This window comes from Fructilactobacillus sp. X7R7C1 (assembly GCF_059901065.1).
This window is the reverse complement of sequence record NZ_JBWXVF010000001.1, coordinates 347,158-363,496: the sequence shown is the minus strand read 5'-3', so window position 1 is coordinate 363,496 and position 16,339 is coordinate 347,158. Positions and strand designations below refer to the sequence as shown.

At 40.4% G+C, this 16,339-nt stretch carries 19 protein-coding genes; 11 read left to right on the top strand and 8 right to left on the bottom strand.

The window, feature by feature from the left end; translation table 11 throughout:
* Nucleotides 1-34 precede the first annotated feature (34 nt).
* The 6 genes from AC6UDC_RS01625 to AC6UDC_RS01600 all read left to right on the top strand — a co-directional run bounded on the left by AC6UDC_RS01625 (nt 35) and on the right by AC6UDC_RS01600 (nt 3,628).
* Entirely contained in the window at nt 35-775 is a 741-nt protein-coding gene (locus AC6UDC_RS01625; RefSeq protein ID WP_500695375.1) for an amino acid ABC transporter ATP-binding protein, read from the top strand.
* Nucleotides 776-792: 17 nt separating this feature from the next.
* A complete protein-coding gene (locus AC6UDC_RS01620; protein WP_500708400.1) occupies nt 793-1,656 on the top strand; it encodes a transporter substrate-binding domain-containing protein in 864 nt (287 codons plus the stop codon).
* Nucleotides 1,653-2,303: an amino acid ABC transporter permease gene (locus AC6UDC_RS01615; protein WP_500693380.1), complete on the top strand. Its 651-nt coding sequence runs from the start codon at nt 1,653-1,655 to the stop codon at nt 2,301-2,303. Before AC6UDC_RS01620 ends, AC6UDC_RS01615 begins: the two co-directional genes overlap by 4 nt.
* Nucleotides 2,300-2,944 (top strand): amino acid ABC transporter permease, encoded by a 645-nt coding sequence (locus AC6UDC_RS01610; protein WP_500693379.1) that lies wholly within the window; start codon nt 2,300-2,302, stop codon nt 2,942-2,944. Before AC6UDC_RS01615 ends, AC6UDC_RS01610 begins: the two co-directional genes overlap by 4 nt.
* Before the next feature lie 70 nt (nt 2,945-3,014).
* Complete coding sequence (locus AC6UDC_RS01605; RefSeq protein ID WP_500693378.1) at nt 3,015-3,281, top strand: AbrB/MazE/SpoVT family DNA-binding domain-containing protein; 267 nt, start codon at nt 3,015-3,017, stop codon at nt 3,279-3,281.
* On the top strand, nt 3,281-3,628 hold the full coding sequence (locus tag AC6UDC_RS01600; RefSeq protein ID WP_500693377.1) for a type II toxin-antitoxin system PemK/MazF family toxin: 348 nt from the start codon (nt 3,281-3,283) through the stop codon (nt 3,626-3,628). The genes AC6UDC_RS01605 and AC6UDC_RS01600 overlap by 1 nt, the downstream gene beginning before the upstream one ends.
* A 290-nt stretch (nt 3,629-3,918) precedes the next feature.
* Here the strand turns inward: AC6UDC_RS01600 and AC6UDC_RS01595 are convergent, their stop codons facing one another.
* Nucleotides 3,919-4,650, bottom strand: a complete 732-nt coding sequence (locus AC6UDC_RS01595; protein WP_500721009.1) for a DUF4145 domain-containing protein — start codon at nt 4,648-4,650, stop codon at nt 3,919-3,921.
* A 255-nt stretch (nt 4,651-4,905) separates the two neighbouring features.
* Here AC6UDC_RS01595 and AC6UDC_RS01590 point away from each other — a divergent pair, with 255 nt between their 5' ends.
* On the top strand, nt 4,906-5,457 hold the full coding sequence (locus tag AC6UDC_RS01590; protein WP_500721007.1) for a biotin transporter BioY: 552 nt from the start codon (nt 4,906-4,908) through the stop codon (nt 5,455-5,457).
* Nucleotides 5,450-6,235, top strand: a complete 786-nt coding sequence (locus AC6UDC_RS01585) for an energy-coupling factor transporter transmembrane component T family protein (RefSeq protein WP_500721005.1) — start codon at nt 5,450-5,452, stop codon at nt 6,233-6,235. The genes AC6UDC_RS01590 and AC6UDC_RS01585 overlap by 8 nt, the downstream gene beginning before the upstream one ends.
* On the opposite strand, the gene AC6UDC_RS01580 is transcribed toward AC6UDC_RS01585, so the two are convergent.
* The 4 genes from AC6UDC_RS01580 to AC6UDC_RS01565 form a co-directional block, all read right to left on the bottom strand.
* Entirely contained in the window at nt 6,216-6,572 is a 357-nt protein-coding gene (locus AC6UDC_RS01580; RefSeq protein ID WP_500699032.1) for an MmcQ/YjbR family DNA-binding protein, read from the bottom strand. The two genes, AC6UDC_RS01585 and AC6UDC_RS01580, sit on opposite strands and share 20 nt — an antisense overlap.
* A gap of 1 nt (nt 6,573) precedes the next feature.
* A complete protein-coding gene (locus tag AC6UDC_RS01575; protein ID WP_500721003.1) occupies nt 6,574-7,689 on the bottom strand; it encodes a glycerol dehydrogenase in 1,116 nt (371 codons plus the stop codon).
* 104 nt (nt 7,690-7,793) lie between these two features.
* On the bottom strand, nt 7,794-8,453 hold the full coding sequence (locus tag AC6UDC_RS01570) for a histidine phosphatase family protein (protein WP_500693372.1): 660 nt from the start codon (nt 8,451-8,453) through the stop codon (nt 7,794-7,796).
* A gap of 82 nt (nt 8,454-8,535) precedes the next feature.
* Nucleotides 8,536-11,199 (bottom strand): YfhO family protein, encoded by a 2,664-nt coding sequence (locus tag AC6UDC_RS01565; RefSeq protein WP_500721001.1) that lies wholly within the window; start codon nt 11,197-11,199, stop codon nt 8,536-8,538.
* 314 nt (nt 11,200-11,513) lie between these two features.
* On the opposite strand from AC6UDC_RS01565, the gene AC6UDC_RS01560 reads away from it, so the two are divergent.
* Nucleotides 11,514-12,035 (top strand): HdeD family acid-resistance protein, encoded by a 522-nt coding sequence (locus AC6UDC_RS01560; RefSeq protein ID WP_500720999.1) that lies wholly within the window; start codon nt 11,514-11,516, stop codon nt 12,033-12,035.
* A gap of 47 nt (nt 12,036-12,082) precedes the next feature.
* Here AC6UDC_RS01560 and AC6UDC_RS01555 read toward each other — a convergent pair whose 3' ends face one another.
* Complete coding sequence (locus AC6UDC_RS01555) at nt 12,083-12,256, bottom strand: hypothetical protein (protein WP_500720997.1); 174 nt, start codon at nt 12,254-12,256, stop codon at nt 12,083-12,085.
* A 146-nt stretch (nt 12,257-12,402) separates the two neighbouring features.
* Between AC6UDC_RS01555 and AC6UDC_RS01550 the strand changes: the two genes are divergently transcribed.
* Together AC6UDC_RS01550 and AC6UDC_RS01545 are read left to right on the top strand one after the other, a co-directional pair.
* Entirely contained in the window at nt 12,403-13,347 is a 945-nt protein-coding gene (locus tag AC6UDC_RS01550; protein WP_500720995.1) for an NmrA family NAD(P)-binding protein, read from the top strand.
* Nucleotides 13,348-13,480: 133 nt separating this feature from the next.
* Nucleotides 13,481-14,809 carry a replication-associated recombination protein A gene (locus AC6UDC_RS01545; RefSeq protein ID WP_500720993.1) on the top strand — a complete coding sequence of 443 codons (1,329 nt, stop codon included), beginning with the start codon at nt 13,481-13,483 and terminating at the stop codon, nt 14,807-14,809.
* A 79-nt stretch (nt 14,810-14,888) separates the two neighbouring features.
* Here AC6UDC_RS01545 and AC6UDC_RS01540 read toward each other — a convergent pair whose 3' ends face one another.
* Together AC6UDC_RS01540 and AC6UDC_RS01535 are read right to left on the bottom strand one after the other, a co-directional pair.
* Nucleotides 14,889-15,086, bottom strand: a complete 198-nt coding sequence (locus tag AC6UDC_RS01540; protein ID WP_500695384.1) for a hypothetical protein — start codon at nt 15,084-15,086, stop codon at nt 14,889-14,891.
* Between the two features lie 155 nt (nt 15,087-15,241).
* Complete coding sequence (locus tag AC6UDC_RS01535) at nt 15,242-16,285, bottom strand: ketopantoate reductase family protein (protein WP_500720991.1); 1,044 nt, start codon at nt 16,283-16,285, stop codon at nt 15,242-15,244.
* Between the last annotated feature and the right edge of the window lie 54 nt (nt 16,286-16,339).

Sequence of the window (16,339 nt, the reverse complement as noted above, 5' to 3'; positions counted from 1 at the left end):
ATTTTTTGGAGCTTATGATAAGGAGGACAATTTAATGGGATCAATCATTCAATTCAAAGACGTAGAAAAGTACTACGGCAAATTTCACGCGTTAACCAACATTAACCTTGATATTCATGAAGGTGAAAACGTTGTGTTAATCGGACCATCTGGATCGGGTAAATCAACTTTACTTAGAACCATTAATGGACTAGAGACCATTCAACAGGGACAACTCATTGTTGACGGCAAAGATCTGTCAAGCAACAAAACCAACCTCAATAAACTTAGAACTGACGTTGGGATGGTCTTTCAACATTTCAACCTTTACAACAACAAAACCATCACCGAAAACATCACGTTGGCTCCACGAATCGTCTTAAAACGTCCTCAAGCTGAAAACGAAAAGGTAGCAAAAAAACTACTTGAACGAGTTAACCTACCAGAACAGGGAGCCAAATACCCAGCTCAATTATCCGGTGGTCAACAACAGCGAATTGCTATTGCTCGCTCCCTAGCAATGAATCCCAAGGTGTTGCTGTTTGACGAACCAACCTCTGCCCTTGATCCCGAGATGGTCGGAAGTGTGTTAGACATCATGCAGGACATTGCTAACACATCGGACATGACGACCCTCGTTGTTACTCACGAAATGGGCTTTGCCAGATCCGTTGCTGATCGCGTTATTTTCATGGCTGACGGGAAAATCCTGGAAAATTCTAAAACCGATGAATTTTTCGATCACCCTAAGACCGAACGAGCTCGCAAATTCCTATCACAAGTTGAACATAAATAAAAAGTGAGGTAGATTCCATGAGTAAATTTAAGTTAAAACGAGTGGGTTTGATTGCCTCCGTCATCCTAATTGTCATAATCATTGGCGGCATTTTCACCGGACTTGAGGCCAAGAAACATCAATCGGTCGCAACCAATGACTACGCCAGGATCAAGGACAGCCACGTCATGCACTGGGGAGTTAAGGGTGATACCAGACTGTTTGGCTTAATTAGTCCCAAGACCGGTCAAAGTGAAGGATTTGATGTCGACATGGCACGCGCCGTCACCGCCCAAATGGCCAAGGACGCCGGAACGAAAATCAAGCCCGAATTCACTTCGGTCACCACTAACTCTAAAATCCAATTACTAAAAAACAATCAGGTTGAAGCAGTAGCCGCAACGATGACCATCACACCCGAGAGAGCCAAAGTGATTGACTTTACCAAACCGTATTTTCCAGCTGGCCAATCAATCCTGGTTAAAAAAGATTCCCCAATTAAGGACATTCGTCAGTTAAACAATCCTAAATACACCGTGATCACGACGATCGGAACCACTGCGATTCAAACCATGAAACAGTTTGCTCCCAAGGCAAAGGTCATCTCGATGCCAGATAACTCCCAGGCTTTAAGTGCTCTTGAATCTGGTCAGGGAGTGGCCGTGACTACCGATAACGCCATTCTATATGGTCTAGCTGATCAAAATCGTTCCACCAAGGTTGTTGGAAAACCATTCACTAATCAACCCTACGGACTAGCAATGAACAAGCACCAACCTGAACTGAAATCCGCTATGGACAAAGCTTTAGAACAGGTCATTTCCGACGGGACTTACAACAAGCTGATTAAGAAATGGTTCTCAAACGTGCCTGGATTAGATTGGAGGAGTCTTGAAAAATGATAAATATCTTTCTTGAAAATTGGAAAACTCTTCTAGACGGCTTCTGGATTACCATCCTATCCTCAATCATTGGATTAGTTGGATCACTAGTCTTGGGGACCATCTTTGCCCTTCTAGAAATGGCTCCAAATAAATTACTTAAATTCATCGGAAGTGCGTTTGTCGAATTCTTTAGAAACATCCCACTTCTGGTCATCACCTTATTCTTCTACGTGGTGGTCGCAGCTGATTTTCACATTTCTGGATTTTGGTCTGGGACCATTGGATTAATCCTCTATACGTCTGCGTTTATCGCTGAGTGTATTAGAGGTGGCGTTGATTCAGTTGATCCGGGCCAGATGGAAGGTGCCAGAGCGAACGGATTAACGTACACTCAGGCCATGATTCAAGTGGTCTTACCCCAAGGATTCAAGCTAGCCATTCCATCGCTTGGAAACCAGTTCATTAACTTGGTGAAAAACTCATCAATTCTGTCATTTGTGGCCGGATTCGATTTAATGTACCAGGCCAACGTTATCTCTGGTGAAAATCTTGACCCATTTAACACCTACATCATCGTTGGAATTTTGTACCTCATCATCACCGTCTCCGTTTCCAAATGCATGAGCGTGATTGAGCGCAAAGTGAACGGAGGTGTCACACAATGAGTGGAGCATTTAGTTTAATTAACATGCACTATTTACTGGGTGGTCTAGTGGTTACCATTCTGGTATCAGTGATTTCAATTATTATTAGTTTTATCCTAGGAACTCTAATCGGAATTATCCTATTTGAAAAAGTTCCCTACTTTACCAAAACGGTTCGTTTCATTTCCAACACCATCAGGAATCTTCCCTTACTGCTTCTTATCTTCTTCACCTTCTTCGCTTTACCAAAGTTAGGGGTCGAGTTGAATTCCTTTGCGGCCACGGTCGTTGCCATGTCGGTCTTTGAAGCCAGTATGGTTGGCGAGATTATCCGTGGTGGCTTACTCTCAGTTGGAGTTGACCAAGCTGAAGGTGCCCTTTCTACCGGAATGAATAAGGCCCAAACGTTATGGCACATCCTGTTGCCACAGGCCCTAAAGAAGTCCATTCCACCACTGATTTCCCAATTCATTTCACTAGTTAAGGATACTTCGTTAGCAACCGCCATTGTCCTTCCAGAACTAACCTTTAGGTCTCAGGTCATCTACGGTCAGAACCCTAATTACATGATCCCGATGTTTGTCACGATTGCCATTATGTACTTCATTATTAACTACGGACTCTCCTTACTTGCAAAATGGTTCGACAAAAGAATGGTTTAGCCTGCACAAATTGCTTCCCTTTCCCTTGATTTTGAGCTACATTGGATGAGGGCATATGGGAGGTTAATGCATGTTGACAAACAAAATTAAAATCACAGCAACAATGACGAGTAAGAATCAAATTACGATTCCAAAAACCGTCCGTGACATTCTCAATCTTAAGCAAAACGACCAACTGGAATTTACAATTCAAAAAGATGGTTCGGTAACAATGGCACCTAAAGAATCCTTTGAAGGGTTTTGGAAAATCGTTGAAGATCAGGAAAAGAAATACGGTAACGTCAGCAGTTCGGAACAAGATTGGGGCCCTGATCAGGGGTCGGAGGTTATCGATTAATGAATTATAAACAAGGTGAGATTTACTTCGTTAATCTTGAACCGGCACTTGGCACCGAAACCAAGAAAAAACGTCCGTGTCTGGTTGTTAGTAATAATCACTATAATCATCTAATGAACACGGTGATTGTAATTCCAATCAGTTCTTCCGCTAAGTACCTGGAAGAAAAGAAGTACGTGAAATCACCACTATACTTTCAGGTTAATAACAAAAACGTTCATGGGACTGCCATGCTTCAGCACGTCCGAACCGTGGACATGGAAGTTCGAAGTGAAACCAAGTTGGTCGCAAAGTTAGACGATCGGGACATGCGGAAAATTACTAATAACATTAAACAGTTCTTTTAAAGGGTACGAAAAAGAGGTCACACGAAGGTGTGACCTCTTTTTTATATGGATCCCTTTCTGGTCAATTGACTAGAAAAGAAGACACCGAGCTTCATTGCATGATAACGACTCCACAAAAGTCACATGCAATTGGATAACTCTAATGCAATTTCATAATTTTTATATATAATTTTATATATAAATAGTAGGTCTTATTACTGTTATAAGTCCTATTATTTATAATTTCATTCTTAATTTAATAAATTAAGAATGAAATGAAAACAGTAAATTTTTTACCAACTGTTTTTTAATTATTTTTCTTTTGATATATTATTAATATCTTTAAGTAATTTTTCATTTTCATGTTCTTGAACATACCAATTTTGAATCAAGAACTCTAATAGTTTTAATAATTTTTCAGCTTCTCCGGAATCTATATCAACTATTTCTCCATTTTTTTCTTTCATATGCGCACCAACATTACCAATGTTTCGTAATCCATCAATTGCCTTCCATATCACGGGTGTCATTTTATCTTTTACATCATTAATTGCTCTATATAAATTTGTTTCAGCTATATCAAAATGATCTCTTATGAGTTCTGCTAATGCTCTCCTTGATAAAGTAGCAGAAGCTTTAGGACTCAAATTTAATATTGAATATGCTTCTTCGTAATCTTCTCTAATATTTTTAGGTATATAAGCAGGAAATTGTTTTGCTTCGGACACAGGATTAACCATTATTTTCCTATCCCCATATTTTGTTCCCTTTGTATCAAGAATGACACTAACTTTTTTACAATTGGGACACTTATACATCATTAGATGTAAACATTCCTTTAAAGATGGTAACCCTTGTCCTCTTAGTACTCCCCCACTTAGTACTCCTCCACTTAGTATTACATTTTCCAATAGACCGTCTCTTTCACTTGATCTAACAAAGCATGATATATCAAAATACCCCTCAAAATAGCTTGACCCACCAACTAAAGAAAAATTTTGTTCACAAAAAGTACAAAAAAATGCATCTTTATTATTATTCATTTAAATTCCTCACATTTTAAATAAAAGAAGTATAATTCAACAATATTCAGAATACCATAGATATCATTATTAAAATGAAATCAGAAAAACTATAAAAGTTGCATACTTAATTAAGTGTTTACAATATTAAATATCTAAAATGCTCACGTAACATTATATCAAGATAATAATTTCAAAAGAAGATTGTATAACGGTAATTTAATCGATAATCTTAAATAAAGACATTTAAGTAATTAATTAAGGAGAACAACAATCATGAAGACCAAAGAACTTGTTTATGACGCGCTATTTGCCGCAATCGTCGTTGTGTTAGGCCTCTTTCCACCGCTGACACTGCCGTTTATCCCAGTTCCAATTACGCTACAAAGTATGGGTATCATGCTTCAGGGAAGTTTTCTAGGTAAGAAAAACGGCTTTCTAAGTGCCCTACTGGTAGTTATGCTGGTCTTAATTGGTCTGCCAGTCCTTTCTGGCGGACGTGGCGGTTTAGGAATTTTAGTGGGGCCGACCGGTGGTTACTTCATCATTTGGCCCATTGCCGCCCTTCTCATTGGATTTTTGGTCGAAATATCATGGAAGAAGATTAATTTCTGGAAGTATCTCATCGCCAATATTATCGGTGGTGTGATTTTAATCGACGTTTTTGGGGCCATGTACCTCTCAGTGATTGCCCACATGTCAGTAACGGCCTCACTAGTTTCAAACTTAGCCTTCATCCCTGGTGATATCATCAAAGCCGTGATCGTTAGTTTAATCTGTGCTTCCACCAAGAAAATTAGTCTGGTATCACACCTCAAACATGAATAATTTTATCTTCGGCACATACGCAAACAATCATTCCTTCATGCAACAATTAGATCCGCGAACTAAGCTCATCGGTATCACGCTTGTAACGATCACGTTCATGTGGTCAACCACGACCATTCAAATTGGAATCGGTGCTTTAGGACTAATTGGACTGTATCACTTGGCACACATCAAAGTAAGCATGGCACTTAGTTCCATCAAGCCCATTTTGTTCATTTTAGTGTTTATTTTAATTTATCATGGAATTTTTCCAACCAATCACGACTTGGATATAAATCAGATGAACGTGGGTGGTTGGCTTTATGGAAGCAAGCTTTGCGTTAAAATCATTCTCCTGATTCTGGTGGCCGCCCTTTTATCGTTTACGACCAGTCCATCCGATTTATCGCAGGCAATCTCACGACTACTGAGACCATTAACTTATCTGCATCTACCTGTATCTGAGTTTTCGTTAATGATTACTCTCACCCTGCAGTTCATTCCCATCATTTTAGGTGAATTAAACGATCTGAAAATTGCCCAAGCCAGTCGTGGAGTTGACTTTACTTCATCAAAATTGACCAAGAAAATCAAGCTCCACGTTCAACTCATTATTCCACTGTTGTACGCGGTCACAAACCACGCTAATAAGCTAGCCAATACTTTAGATGCCCGTGGCTACACGCCTAAATCCCAATCAACTAGATATCACGAAACCCAGTTTAGTATGCGAGATACTATCTTTGACGGCTGTGTCATCATCTACTTAGCTTTAATTCTTACTTTAAAGTCATTTTAAAACTATCTTGAATCATCTTTTGGACCTGTTTTGAATCAACTTCACCAAGCACAACCGTAATCCAGTGCTCCTTGTTCATGTGATAAGCCGGTAAATATCCCTTAGACTGTTTCAAAAGTCCGGCAACATCTGGATCAACTTTCACGTCTAAGACATCAATCTCATCAGTCCCGTTTAATCCTAACTTATTTTGAGGCACGTTCATGACCAAGCCAAACCACTTCTGGTCATCTTTGTGACGAAAAGCCAAGTACTTCGGATATTCTTTAAAAGGTCGATCTGGTTCAACATCAAACTTCTTTTTAATGTATTCAACTACATCATCACGATTATTCATTTTAATTACCTAACCCATTCTTAACCTGATACTCATGACTGAATTCAGAAACAGCTTTCATAGCGTTCATCACATCTATTGGAGTTACCGATACTGGCAAATTAGCCATGGTATCCTTTGGATCACATGCTTGAGTAGCTGCCTTCATTAACTCTTCATCACTAGCGTCCCCTAACTTCAGATCCGCTAACGTCGTTGGAAGGCCAAATTCAAGATCAAATTTCAAATACTTCTCAAATTGACGGTGATCAGAACCAGTCAGAACCAACTCACATAGGGTTCCAAAGGCGACCTTCTGTCCGTGAGATAGCTGGTCAATCTCACCACTTAAAGCCGTAAAACCATTATAAATGGCGTGAGCAGCTGCTAATCCACCACTTTCAAAACCAATTCCACTAAGAAGCGTGTTGGCTTCAGCGACTTTATCAAGTTCGGAAGTAGCCGATCCAACCACGTTTGAAGCCACTGCTAAACTGCCATACTTAAACAACGTTTGTTCACACATTTGTCCAATCGCTTCGCCAGCAAGGGTGGATTTTCCAACCAGCATGTTCGTCCCGTTCGACTTGCGGGTATCTGTCGCCTCAATGTTAGTCGCCATGGCATCAGCCATTCCTGAAATCAGAAACTTGACTGGCGCCTGACTAATCACCTTGGTATCAAGAATCACCATGTCGGGATTCTTCTTATAAAAACGATAGTGGTCAAATTGACCACTATCAGTGTAGATTACCGATAACCGCGAACATGGCGCATCCGTCGAGGCAATCGTTGGGGCAATCACTACGGTCGTGTTTAAGTTGTCAGCAATCGCTTTGGCACTATCGGAAACCTTGCCACCGCCCAGACCAATGACAATGTCATCATCGTTATTTTGCCCAATCTTAGTGACCCGATCAATCTCACTTTCAGATGATTCCCCGGCAAAATCAACGACGGTTACTTCAAAGTCATGTTGTTTCAAGTAATCAGCAAAGTCATTTCCAACCATTCTTAGTGCCGTCCCACTTGATAGAAGTAGCACCTTTTTCCCAAACTTACCAATTCGGTCCGCACTGTTCATTAATACATCTGAACCTTGGACATAATTACTAGGACTTGCATATAATTCAACCATTTTTTACTCCTCCTTTAAACTGTCATAATTATATTATTCACAAATTAAGAAGTAAACCATTTGAAAAAGGCATAAGAAAAAGCCGAGACGCTTGTCCCGACTTTTTAGACTTGTTCATCTAAACTATTAAAATACTCAACCTTGATATCTTTATCAGTAATAATCAGCTTAGTGATACTACCGTTCTTAGCTGGTTCACCAATATCCAACGCTGGATTATAACGATCAACGATGGAACGAATGGTCATCCCATGAGAAACAATCAGGATCTTGTCACCATCCTTGGTGTTTTTTCGGATTCGATCAATTCCACGGTCAACTCGCTTCCAAAACGTCTTGTTGTCCTCTGCATTATTGTACAAATCGGCTCTGGCAATCAAATCACGAGCCTTTTCAAGACCAAAGTTTTTGAGAACCCCGGCTTCAGAAGTCGTCTTGACCTGCTCACCAACAAACTGCCACATCTGCTCCAAGTTTTCACCCTCAAAGTAGCCGTGGAACTGTTCCCGTAATTCGGGGAACTGATAACTAATGATGTTAATGTTATTGTTGTTGGCTTGCAAAATATGGTGGGCGGTTTGAATGGCTCGACCAGAATCACTACTAAAGGCCGCATCAAAATTGATGTCCTTCAATCGTTCACCAGCGTTATCGGCGTCCTCAAGTCCCTTTTTGGTCAAAGGCGAATCAATCCAACCTTGTACCTTGTTATAAAGATTCATATAGGTTTGTCCGTGTCGTACTAAGTATGCAGTTACTTTCATAATTTATTACCTCACTCGTTTCCTTAACTCTAACCCAATTATAACAAAAAACATTCCCAAAGTATTTTGGGAATGCTAATTTCTATTTATTTCGTTTTCGGTAGAATAGCCACTCGCAGAATGCCCCCAAAATTCCAACTAGGGTCAAAAGCAATCCCAGGATTAATCCTGGAGTGCGGTAATGGAAGTGAAGGGTGTGTTTACCGGGCTTTAATTTTACCCCAGTAAGGCCGTCAGCAACCATCAAGGTCTTGACTTTCTTACCATTCTCAGTCACGTGCCATCCCTTGTCATAAGGAATACTCAATAAGAGCACGTTGCGCTTTGAACTCGTCTTAACGTGACCAGTGAAATCGGCTCCTGAAAGTTTCAGGTTCTCAGGATGATCCACTCTCAGCTTGTATGGCTGAGTTTCGTCAACAAATTGATTGAAAGCCACACCGTCTAAGCCAGAGAAGCTCTTTAATAGACTCTTCTCCTTCAGACTATTAGAAGAAATAATCTTAACCGTAAATTTCTGTCCTTTATCAAAATGACCTAACTTAACGTTTTCAGTCCCGATCATCCGGTATCTTTCAGGAATCTTCTTGCCATTCACAAAGATTTTATCCTTGTAGAGGTTGGCCTGACTCAGATACATGTATTGGTTACCGGAAATAACCGGATTAACCGTCAAATTATACTTGTATCCGTCCACCGTATCCATTTGTCTAGTATCGTATGGATCAACCGTCTGATAACGGTACTTACCAGAATTATTAACGGTAACCTGAGCCTTATGCATGAACTTCTTCTTGGTTCCGGACTCGTCTTGAACGAAACGATTCAGGTTCTTAAAAACATGACCCTTGTTTAGTTTGGTCTTAACAATCCGATCAGAAACCGCATAGCCCAGTCCACTATAGCGTTCATTCTTTTTATTGATCGTCTGACCATTTTTCAAAATGGTTAACCGGTTAGTAACTCCAAGTAGTTGGTCGGTAATCGGCGAACTACCAATCACGCTAACCCGGCGCACGTTTCTTGACGATAATCCCAGATTAGAAAGGACTGCTTGAGTATGCATGTTTAAAGTTGAACTATAGCCACTTACCCCACGGTAATTAAAGATAATTCCATCATTATACTGGTTGTAATCCTGATCAAAGATCCCACTGTACAGTTGATTATTCACGTCATTACGATGGAACGTCGTTTGATTCTTCTTATTATCAACTTTTTGGTCAATAATGCCTTTAGACTGGTTATAGGCATTTTCAAATTTTTTCTGATTCCCAAACATTGCAGGAGCATTCCTAAACGCATCAATCCGTCGTCCCTGAAGTGAGAGATAGAGGTTAACTCCCATCTCAACGCACAGGACTGCGAAAAGCAGGTACCAAATCTTTTTGCCGTAGCGATTCGTTGCCATTAACAACAACGTGGTTATTAAGACAAAGATTAAGGCGTAGATCAAATGAGAATTTCCAGCAATAAGTTGAATGCCATACTGATGCATGTGGTTAAATAAGGCAACCAAATCGCCACAACCATAACCAATTACTAACAGGAAGGAAACGATTAAACCAGCGTTTTTAACAACTCGATTGTCCTTAAACGCTCCGTTAATGTAAGCTTCATAGGCAAACATGATGGTCACAAAACCGAACATGAAGGCTTCTCGATACGGAAATCCAGCTGGATTTTGGAACATGTGCCAAATAGTGTTAAAAGTGGTAATCCACATCCCGACGAAAATTGCCCCAACTAGCCAGAAGGAAGCGTGTTTCTGTCGTTTCGTAATCTTCTTCGATAACCAGAACACTAAGAGGCCCATGATGAAGATCGTGCCCACAAAGATACTTGGATCATGAGACAAACGACCCATAAAGTTATTGGCTCCCACCCCAAGATTAACAAAAACAGCAGGACTAAACCTTGGATAAGGCAGAAAGTCCCAGATCTTGAATAATCCCTTACTGGTTGAAAGCATCCCCACAATTGATGGAATCAACATGAAACACGACAACAGGCCGGCAATGATCGAACTAACGACGTACTTACATGTCATGGAACCATGAACCTTTAAGTAATGCCAAAACCCAGTTTTAGCTGGACGGTTCAAAAAGACGAGGTAAACAAAATAGATCACAGAGTAAATACATAGCATATAGCCCATGTAGTAATTCATGATAATGATGGCCGTCAAAGCGACAACGTATCCACCCCATTTCCCCTTATAAAACAGTCGCTCAATTCCAAGGGTTAAAAGCGGTAGAATCATTAAGGCCTCAAGCCACATGAAATCATAGAAGTAGAGGGCAACGTAACCACTCAAACTGTATGCTACGGCAGCCATGATTTGCATCATGTCCTGTCTGTGATACTTCACTTTCAAAAAGAAGGCCATTGACCAACCAATTAGTCCGATCTTAATTAAAATGATGATTGAGATCAGAATTGGCATGTGAACCACACTGAACCATGAAACCAATAAGTTCAGAGGACTCATTAAATAGTAAGTGTAGATCGGAACGGTATTATCACCAATCGAGACCAAAAACGAGTATGCACTAAAGGTATGATGGAGCATCTGATCACGAAGTAACTTAAAAAATGGCATGTACTGCGTGAGCAAATCACTGATAAGTAGATTATGGTTACCAAATGGTGTTATTCCGTAAATTGCGAAGACGATGGAAGCCACTACGACCGGAATGATAAAAGCGGCCACGTAGTATTTCCAAACATGCATTTTCTTTTTCATAGCTAAAAAATCCCTCGATATTAATATTTGTAAAATTATGTAACCACAGTTCATTGTATTATATTTTTGTGACGTAACCTAACAAATGTGACAATTCTTTAGGAATAATTTGTTAGTTCAATCATTTAACGCTAGTGTCTTTGACAAAACCAGCTAGCCTTCATAACTAGGATACGTCAATTATTCCAATTAACTTCCCTTAAAGTTAAATATCTCCCTAAATTACGTCATTTAACATTTCAATGGTGGTTTATTTCTTAAATTTTGGTAAAATGAATTTAAGCTTAGGCTAATAAATAAAAAGGAGTGTTCATATGTTTAGTAAAACAAAGGGCTTTGACCCGTTTTCACTGGTTATCGGAATCTTGAGTGTGATCTTATCACTCTTCATTTTGAAGAATCCATTGAACTCATTTAAGGCATTAGTTTTCGTCATTGCCATCTTGTCAATCGTTGAAGGGATCTTCAAGATTGCTGAAATTTCTCAACTAGACAAATCATTAGGGATGTCACCAATTTGGCTTGTCATTAACGGTGTGCTTGATATCATCATTGGTATCTTGATCTTCTTAGACCCTGCCGTTGGTGGAATCTACATCTGGTTGATGTTATCAATCTGGTTCATCATCGATTCATTGTTTGAACTATGGTACAGTCGATTTGCCGAAAGAAACCACAAGGGTTACTTCTGGTTTGAAGTCATTCTTGGTATTATTGGCTTGATCTTAGGAATTGTTCTATTATTCCAACCAGCCATGGCAATGTCAGTTGCATTATTCTTAGTGGCATTTTACTTCATGTTCTTTGGAATTTTGTTAATTGTTCGTTCATTCTAATCAAAAAAAAAGATCGCGGATTCGCGATCTTTTTTTTGTACCATTAATTATTTGCGATCCTTATTCGGTTCTTCAGGACGGTCACTACGTTCGATGTGTTTATGAATCTCTTTTCCATCGGTTGAACGGTTTTCATGGCCACGATCCTTTTTGTGATCGTCTTTTTCTAACTTATGCAATAAATCCTTTTCTTGTTTTTCACTAGGTCTTCTGTCACTCATACTAAACCCTCCTCTTCTGTTTATACGTTCCTATTATATCATTATCACCACGGCTTTCATAAAGAATCATTTCCAAAAATGGTTTAATTGCCTTTTGAAAAGATTAATGCTAGTTTTTAGATAATGAAAACTAAGGAGAAAATATTATGAAATATGGAGTTACTGCTGGAACGGGTCGTTTCGGTGAGCGTGCTATCTTGGGCTTGATTCGACTGGTCCCTGTCGAAGACATCGTCGTAATTGCCAGAAATACTGAGAAAGCCAAAAAGATGTATCCTGCGGGAGTGGAAATCAGAAAGGGTGACTACAATGACACTGTAAGTCTGAATCAGGCCTTTGATGGAATTGACAAGCTCCTGTTTGTCTCATCTCAACCTGATCCAGAACATCCCCGCTACGTCCAACACGAAAACGTGGTCAACGCCGCCGTCAAAGCTAAGGTCAAGTTTATCGCTTATACGAGCTTCCCTCATGCTGACATCGCCAAGGTGCCACTAGCAGAGGACCACGCCAAGACCGAAAAATTAATTGAGGCAACTGGCATCAACCATTCCTTTCTTAGAAACAACTGGTACCTAGAAAACGACCTCGACCTCATCAAACGTTCCGCTAAGGGAGCGGCTTTTATCTTCTCCGCTGGTGACGGCAAAGTTGGCTGGGCCGAAGAGAAATACTACGCGTTTGCGGCGGCCAAGGTCATGGCAAGCGACGAAAAGACCAAGGATGTCTATGAGTTCTATGGAAACGAACACACCTACGCTGACTTAGCAGCCTCAGTCATTGCCAACACCAACAGGGACTTTAAGGTTAACTTGTTAAACGATGACAACTACCGCCAAGCTTTAGCAAAACGTGGCTATGACAAGGGTTCAATTAATTTCATGGTCGGCGTTCAAGACATGATCAGGGCCGGGGTCTTAGATGAAAACATCGACGAACAGGCCGTCAAATTTGGCATGACTCATCAAGAAATCCTAGAAAACAATACTGACAACGATCCGGACCTGCCGCAGGTCATTGGTAGACCATTACCAACCCTTGATGAACAGGTTAAAGATTTATTATCCACTAAACCATCATACGAAATCTAAGCAAAAGAAGTTCTTTGATTAAAATTTTAGTCAGAGAGCTTTTTTAAACCCATTGATTGCATGATTTCCCCAAGTGTATTAACTTAAACTTAATTAAAGACTAAACTTTCTAGCAGAATCGAAGTGAGTAACCATGCGGCAAGAATCACTTTTTAATAATCAAGATCAAAACGTCCCCTTGGCCAGTCGGGTTCGTCCCAAGACTTTAGACCAATTTGTGGGACAGCAAAATCTCCTTGGAGAGGGAAAAATTTTAAGAGAACTAATTGAAAACGACCAGGTTTCTTCCATGATTTTCTGGGGAACACCTGGGGTTGGTAAAACCACTTTGGCCGAAATTATCGCCAGAAAAACGCAATCAAACTTTTATAGTTTCAGTGCGGCCGACAGCAGCATCAGCAAAATTAAAAAAATCATGCGTCAGGCTGAGCAAGATCAAGCAATTGGGCAAAAAACGATTGTCTTCGTCGACGAAATTCATCGTTTCAACAAAGCCCAACAGGACGCCTTTTTACCTTACGTCGAGCAAGGGAGCATCATCTTGATTGGAGCCACCACCGAGAATCCGTCGTTTGAAGTCAATTCGGCGTTACTATCACGCTGTAAGGTCTTTGTCCTGCACGCCCTAAAACCGTCCGACGTGGTGACGCTTTTAAACAACGCCTTAAAGAATCCGGATGGCTTTGGCAAGCAAAATATCAAAATCGGCCAGGATGAAATTAACGAGATTGCTAATTTTGCTAACGGTGACGCCCGAAAAGCTTTAAACACCCTGGAAATGGCCGTCCTCAACGGTGACAAAAAAGACGGTGTCACTAAAATAACGTTAGATGGTCTGAAACAACTGATTGGTAACAAATTTGTGCTGTACGACAAAAATGGCGAAGAACACTACAACATTATCTCAGCTTTGCATAAATCGATGCGTAATAGTGACGTTGACGCAGCCATTTACTGGCTTTCTCGTATGCTAGACGGTGGAGAAGACCCGCTTTACATTGCAAGACGACTGGTGCGGTTTGCCAGTGAAGACGTTGGCTTAGCTGATACCAACGCCTTAAACGTTGCCATTAACGTGTTTCAGGCCTGCCAGTTTCTAGGAATGCCAGAGTGTGACGTCCACCTCGTAGAGGCCGTTACGTACCTCTCACTCGCACCAAAATCAAACGCCCTTTATAAAGCCCGACTGGCGGCCAAGAAAGACGTCCAGGAAACTGCTGATGATCCCGTTCCACTGCAAATCAGAAACGCTCCCACTAAGTTAATGAAAAACTTGGGCTACGGGAAAGGATATGAACTCGCGCATAACTATCAAGACAAACTAACGACGATGAAAACAATGCCACCATCGGTTGATGGCCACGTCTACTACAAACCCACGAGTGAAGGCCATGAAATCCGGTTCAAGGAACGCCTGGAACAGATCAAGAAGTGGCATGAACAACACGATAATAAAAATTAAGTCCAAAAATTGCCAACCCGATAATTTAATCAGAGTTGGCAATTTTAATTTACTGTAATTTAAAAAAGAATCGACGCTACTAATAATTAAATAACGCCCCAAACACCACTAGTACCAACATAATCAGTCCGAGAATCCAGAAATTAGCCGCAAACAAACCAATCGTTGCGGCTAATAGAAACATCAACAAAAGACAACCACAAGCGGCACTGCTGATAAACTCAAACAGTAACCAGACCAGAAACAAAAAAATAAAGATTGATATTGCAACAGTCATTTTTCGCCTTTCTAAGATACGATTAATTCATACACTTTATATTTAAACACAAAAAATGAACCTCTCAAAGTTCCTTTAGAGATTCATAATATTACATATTTTAAAAGTAAACAACGAATAATTATAACGTACTGTAAGAATCCTCATTACAATAATTACAATTTGCTATCAAGTAATTGTTGAAACTGGTCCATGGTATCATCAAACTTCGGTAATTTACCCGTATCCTGGGCATTTTCAACAATCTTAATGACCAAGTCGTTGAATGGAGTCTTGATTCCATATTTCTTGCCCGTCTCGGAGATCACTCCATTGATGTCATGAACTTCAGTCTTTCTGCCCTTCTCCAAATCTTGCAGCATACTGGCCTTTAGGTTCTTACTATTGTTCATCGCGGACTTCAGGTAGGCCAACTGTGCTGGTTCATCATTGGGATGTTCACTAGTAAGTGAACTGAGGTCATGATTTCCCAATTTGGCAAATTTAACACCGTCAGCATGACCCACCTTTAATCCTTCTTTGATGATATTTAGCGCACTCTTTAAGCCAACCTCACTATCAGCAACCTGGCCAAACGTAGCATCACTTGCGGCTGATAACCCACTAAACGATGAGTTAACCAAAAGTTTAGACCATTTGGTTCCAAGTAAGTTATCGGAAATGGCGGTGCCACCAACGTGACTCAACACGTCTTTGACCTTCTTAATGCGGTCGGTATCTTTCCCGTCAAGTTCACCAATCTGAAACGCCGCATTTTCAAAAGCTGGAAGTGCCGTGGTCAATTCTGACTCCGTGTGATTCAGTTGGGTACCACCAAATTCAACCGAACCAGCAATGATATTTGCGGGATCAATGACCTTTGAAATCGCAATTTCTGGAACCCCGTTTTGAAGTGAAACTAAAGTTCCATCCGGTTTCAACACTTCTTTAACCTTAGGGAGAACTTCATCATTATGGGTCTGCTTGGTTAAAAGTAAGACGAGATCATACTCATCCGATTTTAATTCATCTGGAGTCTTGGCAGTGACAGGAACGGTAAAGTTAGCCGTACCAGTGACCGTCGCACCCTGATCATTTAAATCCTTAACGTGCTGGGGATTGTCGGCAATCAAATCCACGTTGTCTTTGCCGTATGCTTTGGTAAGATAAGCACCAATAATGGTCCCAAGTGAACCAGCGCCATAGACTGCAATTTTCATTATTACCATACTTCTTTCTTTTTTTGGAATACATGGGAAGTATGTAGCTGTAAA

Coding starts and splice junctions, on each gene's coding strand:
- AC6UDC_RS01565 (WP_500721001.1), bottom strand. CDS start 11,199: ATGAAAAAGAAAATGCATGTTTGGAAATACTACGTGGCCGCTTTTATC.
- AC6UDC_RS01550 (WP_500720995.1), top strand. CDS start 12,403: ATGAAATATGGAGTTACTGCTGGAACGGGTCGTTTCGGTGAGCGTGCT.
- AC6UDC_RS01560 (WP_500720999.1), top strand. CDS start 11,514: ATGTTTAGTAAAACAAAGGGCTTTGACCCGTTTTCACTGGTTATCGGA.
- AC6UDC_RS01545 (WP_500720993.1), top strand. CDS start 13,481: ATGCGGCAAGAATCACTTTTTAATAATCAAGATCAAAACGTCCCCTTG.
- AC6UDC_RS01625 (WP_500695375.1), top strand. CDS start 35: ATGGGATCAATCATTCAATTCAAAGACGTAGAAAAGTACTACGGCAAA.
- AC6UDC_RS01615 (WP_500693380.1), top strand. CDS start 1,653: ATGATAAATATCTTTCTTGAAAATTGGAAAACTCTTCTAGACGGCTTC.
- AC6UDC_RS01595 (WP_500721009.1), bottom strand. CDS start 4,650: ATGAATAATAATAAAGATGCATTTTTTTGTACTTTTTGTGAACAAAAT.
- AC6UDC_RS01585 (WP_500721005.1), top strand. CDS start 5,450: ATGAATAATTTTATCTTCGGCACATACGCAAACAATCATTCCTTCATG.
- AC6UDC_RS01570 (WP_500693372.1), bottom strand. CDS start 8,453: ATGAAAGTAACTGCATACTTAGTACGACACGGACAAACCTATATGAAT.
- AC6UDC_RS01580 (WP_500699032.1), bottom strand. CDS start 6,572: ATGAATAATCGTGATGATGTAGTTGAATACATTAAAAAGAAGTTTGAT.
- AC6UDC_RS01610 (WP_500693379.1), top strand. CDS start 2,300: ATGAGTGGAGCATTTAGTTTAATTAACATGCACTATTTACTGGGTGGT.
- AC6UDC_RS01600 (WP_500693377.1), top strand. CDS start 3,281: ATGAATTATAAACAAGGTGAGATTTACTTCGTTAATCTTGAACCGGCA.
- AC6UDC_RS01555 (WP_500720997.1), bottom strand. CDS start 12,256: ATGAGTGACAGAAGACCTAGTGAAAAACAAGAAAAGGATTTATTGCAT.
- AC6UDC_RS01590 (WP_500721007.1), top strand. CDS start 4,906: ATGAAGACCAAAGAACTTGTTTATGACGCGCTATTTGCCGCAATCGTC.
- AC6UDC_RS01620 (WP_500708400.1), top strand. CDS start 793: ATGAGTAAATTTAAGTTAAAACGAGTGGGTTTGATTGCCTCCGTCATC.
- AC6UDC_RS01540 (WP_500695384.1), bottom strand. CDS start 15,086: ATGACTGTTGCAATATCAATCTTTATTTTTTTGTTTCTGGTCTGGTTA.
- AC6UDC_RS01535 (WP_500720991.1), bottom strand. CDS start 16,285: ATGAAAATTGCAGTCTATGGCGCTGGTTCACTTGGGACCATTATTGGT.
- AC6UDC_RS01605 (WP_500693378.1), top strand. CDS start 3,015: ATGTTGACAAACAAAATTAAAATCACAGCAACAATGACGAGTAAGAAT.
- AC6UDC_RS01575 (WP_500721003.1), bottom strand. CDS start 7,689: ATGGTTGAATTATATGCAAGTCCTAGTAATTATGTCCAAGGTTCAGAT.